Raw genomic sequence first — 4,166 nt, 5'->3', positions numbered from 1 at the left:
TCCGACTTAAATGATAAAAATTGGAACAACTTAAAGTATGCTAAACAAAATTTAAATAATCCTGAATTCGTTTTAACAAACAATATTCCTGATTTTTGGCGTAATGAGAAAAGTAATATTTTTCAGAATTTACCTCTAACTGAGTTTGATGATACTTCTTTTCTTGGTCGAAAAGATGATAGAAAGAAAATAACAGATTTGATTTTTTCTAATACCAGAGTTATATCAATTATTGGTGAGGGGGGAATAGGTAAGACGGCTCTTGCACAAAGATGTTTGTATGATGCATTAGAAGTTTGTGAAAATCAAAAAGAAGAGAATCGTACTTTTGATATGATTCTTTGGGTTTCTTTAAAAACAAATAGACTAACCCAAGCTGGTGCTATTAGTATAAAAAATGCTATTACTAATAGTAGTGATATGTTTGAAACTATTCATAGTAATTTCGCAAATAATATTGATTATAGCACTGACCAAATATTAAAAGAAATTTTAGAATATTTGGAGAATTTTAAGATTTTACTATGTATTGATAATTTAGAGACTATCTCTTCTAATGAAGTAAGAGAATTTTTGTCTCAAATTCCAAGTCAATCTAAAGTTTTAATCACTACACGCATGGGATTGGGTGAAATTGAATATAGATATAAATTAGATAAATTAAATGATCGAGATTCGGTTGATCTTGTTCGAGCAATGGCAAAGATACTGAATTTACCATCATTGTTTAAGAAAAAAACAGATGCTCTAAAAAGCTTGTCAAAGCAATTATTTAATAATCCATTGTTAATCAAATGGTATGTTCTTAACGAAGCCTCTGGTAATAATATGAGGGATTTTTTAAATAAAAATTCAGCATCTTTTAAAGAAGCACTAAAGTTTTGCTTTGAAAATTTATATGACAGATTGGATGAGTATGAGCTTAAAACTATTTTAACAATTGCTTGTTTAAAAAGACCTGTAAGTAATGTTGAACTTAAATATTATTTAGATGATTTAGACGAAATTCAATTACAACAGGCCCTTAATCAGTTATTCAATTCTTCGATGCTTGTGTCTTCAGCTGAAAATACAAGTAAGTTGTATAGCCTTACTGGTATTGCGGAGGAGTATATTGGATTATTACGGCCAGTTGATAAAGATTTTTACTCTTCAATTAAGGAAAAGCAGAAAAAGTTACAGCAAGTTGTCGAGTTTGGATCAAAAGAAAAAAATCATTATAAATATGATTTAGGTGTAATTCATTCAACTACAAAAGATGAAGCTATTTGTGCATTATATCTGAAAAAAGCATTATCAGCTTTCAAGGATGGTAATAATGAACATGCCGAAGAGTTGATAGAAAAAGCTAAATCGATTATGGCAGAGTATTCCGAAATATATCGTGTTAATAGTTTCATTCTTAAAGAAACAAATCCTTTCTTAGCCGAAACTGAGCTAGAAACAGGAATTGAGATAAACGAGAGAGATCCAATAATAAGGTATGCTTACGCACAGTTTTTATTAGAACAGGAAGATTTTAGTAAAGCGTTAGAGCAAATTGAGGCAGCCTTACTTCTGGATCCTAATGAAACAGCTTTAATAAGCTTTAAAGCTTGGATATTAACGATGAACGGCAGTTATCCTGATGCTATAGTTATATATGAATCAATTTTATCTGATCTTAGTAACCTGAGTCCTCATAGGAAATTCAGGGCTAGTACATTTGACCAAGCAATTGGCTGTTATCGTAGGTATGCAGAACGTCTTCTTTTAGATGCTGATTTTGATTCTGTAGAAACACAAATTATTAAAGCTCTAGATGTAGCAAATAAAGCCATTTATAGTAAAAATATTGATAGTGGAATTGTTAAACAATTCTTTAAGCTTACACGTGTTATTAATAGGATATCTATAAAATCTAAACAAAATAATTTGTATAATGAATTTTTATTAGTAATTGAAAGTAATGTGGTGGATTTTAACCATTTTACAAGATTATGGTTTAGAAATAACCTTATAGATTTTGAAGAATATATTGATTTATTTTATTTTAAAAAGCTTCAGGATATCCTAAATAAAAATTCAATTATTTTGAGTAGTTTAAATAGTTCAAATGAAGTGGGTTTTATTCATAACCTCATATCAAATGAAAGATTTCCAAATACTGTTTCTTACGGGTTTATTAATGCAGGTGGGGCTAACCGTTATTTCTTCTCAAGGAGTAATCTTGTAATAAAAGATTCATTAGATACGTATTTAGAAAAGAATTTACAAAGTGAAATTTTTATTGAAGTAAATTTTCAATTAGGAGTTAACGAAAAAGGTAACTTTGCTAAAGATATTAATATTATAAATATTAGTGAATTAGATTAATTATTAAAAAAATAGAGCCAATTAGGCTCTATTTTTTTTTGTTAATGTAACAGTCTCGAAATATGTGTCAAAAATCTCACATCAACTGTCATTTAACGTTGAATCTTTAAATTACCAGCTTAATGCACCACCAGTTTGGTAGTCAGTTACGCGCGTCTCGAAGAAATTCTTCTCTTTACGCAAGTCCATCATTTCTGACATCCACTGGAATGGGTTATTCACACCCGCGAACTGTTCAGGCAAACCAAGTTGCGCTAAACGACGGTTTGCAATGAACTTCAAGTATTCTTCCATCATTGCAGCATTCATGCCGAGTACACCGCGTGGCATAGTGTCACGTGCGTATTCAATTTCAAGCATCGTACCTTCAAGAATCATTTGAATAATTTCTTCCTGGAATTCAGCTGTCCATAGCCCCGGGTTTTCATTCTTGATTTGGTTAATCATATCGATACCAAAGTTCAAGTGCATAGATTCATCACGCAGGATGTACTGGAATTGCTCGGCAACACCATTCATCTTGTTACGACGACCCATAGACAGGATTTGGCTGAAACCACAGTAGAAGAAGATACCTTCAAGTACACAGTAGAATGCGATCAGGTTGCGAAGCAAGATCTGGTCGTTTTCAGGCGTACCAGTTTTGAAAGTAGGATCACTTAAAGATTGAGTATATTTCAAGCCCCAAGCCGCTTTACGCGCAACTGACGGTACTTCGCGGTACATGTTGAAGACTTCGCCTTCATCCATACCTAGCGATTCGATACAGTATTGGTAAGCGTGGGTGTGAATCGCTTCTTCAAATGCTTGACGCAAGATGTACTGGCGGCATTCAGGGTTGGTAATGTGACGGTAAATCGCCAATACCAAATTGTTTGCAACCAATGAATCTGCAGTCGAGAAGAAACCGAGCGAGCGCATAACAATAGTACGCTCATCTTCGGTTAAGCCATTTTCAGACTTCCAAAGCGCGATGTCATGGTTCATGTTTACTTCTTGCGGCATCCAGTGATTGGCACAACCGTCAAGATACTTCTGCCAAGCCCATTCGTATTTGAACGGAACAAGCTGGTTCAAGTCAGCACGACAGTTGATCATGGCTTTATCGTCAACCTGTACGCGCTGTGCGCCCATTTCAAGCTCTTCCAAGCCTGGAGCAACATCAAGTGTGTCTAAGGCAGCAGATGCTCTTGCCAATGAATCGGCTGAATGTTTTGTTCGACCTTGACTGGTTCTAGCGGGTTGTGCAGCTGCCAAATCCGACGCTGATGGTTGTGCATCAGATACCATTTGTGTATGAGCCGCTTTTTGCGGCTCGACGGGCGCAGACTTGAGTTCAGGTGCAGCCGGTTTCTGTGAATCATCTTCGAAATCGTCCCAACTTAGGATAGACATATCAATTCTCTCTTCGATGCTTATATCTTTTATGAAACATCCCAGCAAAGAGATGTCCTACTATACGCTTATTCTGTGTAAGCAAAATTAAGTTTTGCCGATGAAAGCACTAAACTTGTTCGATAGAGCAGATACCCACACTACTTATTTTGCTTGCGCTGTTGTGCTCGAACCTTAATAAATGCATAGGTCAGAGGCACGTAAAAACACACAATAAAGGAAATGACCAGCACCGCGAGTCCTAACATGTAGTTATGGGTCATATGGAGCATGGTCTTTTCCTTTGTTATTCTTAAATTTTTAAATCCTCCCTAACCCTCCTTTAAAAAAGGAGGGAACTCCAACTATCGAAAGTTCGGAAAGTCACCCTTTTAAAAAAGGGGATTTAGGGGGGATTCTTAGAAACTCGCCAATTA

At 35.0% G+C, this 4,166-nt stretch carries 3 protein-coding genes; 1 reads left to right on the top strand and 2 read right to left on the bottom strand.

Annotation, left to right across the window (positions count from 1 at the left end; translation table 11 throughout):
* Window positions 1-2,355 (top strand): tetratricopeptide repeat protein (locus tag ACKI4H_RS06325; RefSeq protein ID WP_407304558.1); only part of this gene is annotated, 2,355 nt, incomplete at its 5' end.
* A 111-nt stretch (window positions 2,356-2,466) separates the two neighbouring features.
* Here the strand turns inward: ACKI4H_RS06325 and ACKI4H_RS06320 are convergent.
* Entirely contained in the window at window positions 2,467-3,750 is a 1,284-nt protein-coding gene (locus ACKI4H_RS06320) for a ribonucleotide-diphosphate reductase subunit beta (protein ID WP_407304556.1), read from the bottom strand.
* A 140-nt stretch (window positions 3,751-3,890) separates the two neighbouring features.
* Window positions 3,891-4,022 carry a preprotein translocase subunit YajC gene (locus tag ACKI4H_RS06315; RefSeq protein WP_407304555.1) on the bottom strand — a complete coding sequence of 44 codons (132 nt, stop codon included), beginning with the start codon at window positions 4,020-4,022 and terminating at the stop codon, window positions 3,891-3,893.
* Between the last annotated feature and the right edge of the window lie 144 nt (window positions 4,023-4,166).

Source organism: Acinetobacter sp., from assembly GCF_045628685.1.
GTDB lineage: Bacteria > Pseudomonadota > Gammaproteobacteria > Pseudomonadales > Moraxellaceae > Acinetobacter.
The sequence above is the reverse complement of the archived record's forward strand: the minus strand, read 5'-3'. Positions and strand labels throughout refer to the sequence as shown.

Coding starts and splice junctions, on each gene's coding strand:
- ACKI4H_RS06320 (WP_407304556.1), bottom strand. CDS start 3,750: ATGTCTATCCTAAGTTGGGACGATTTCGAAGATGATTCACAGAAACCG.
- ACKI4H_RS06315 (WP_407304555.1), bottom strand. CDS start 4,022: ATGCTCCATATGACCCATAACTACATGTTAGGACTCGCGGTGCTGGTC.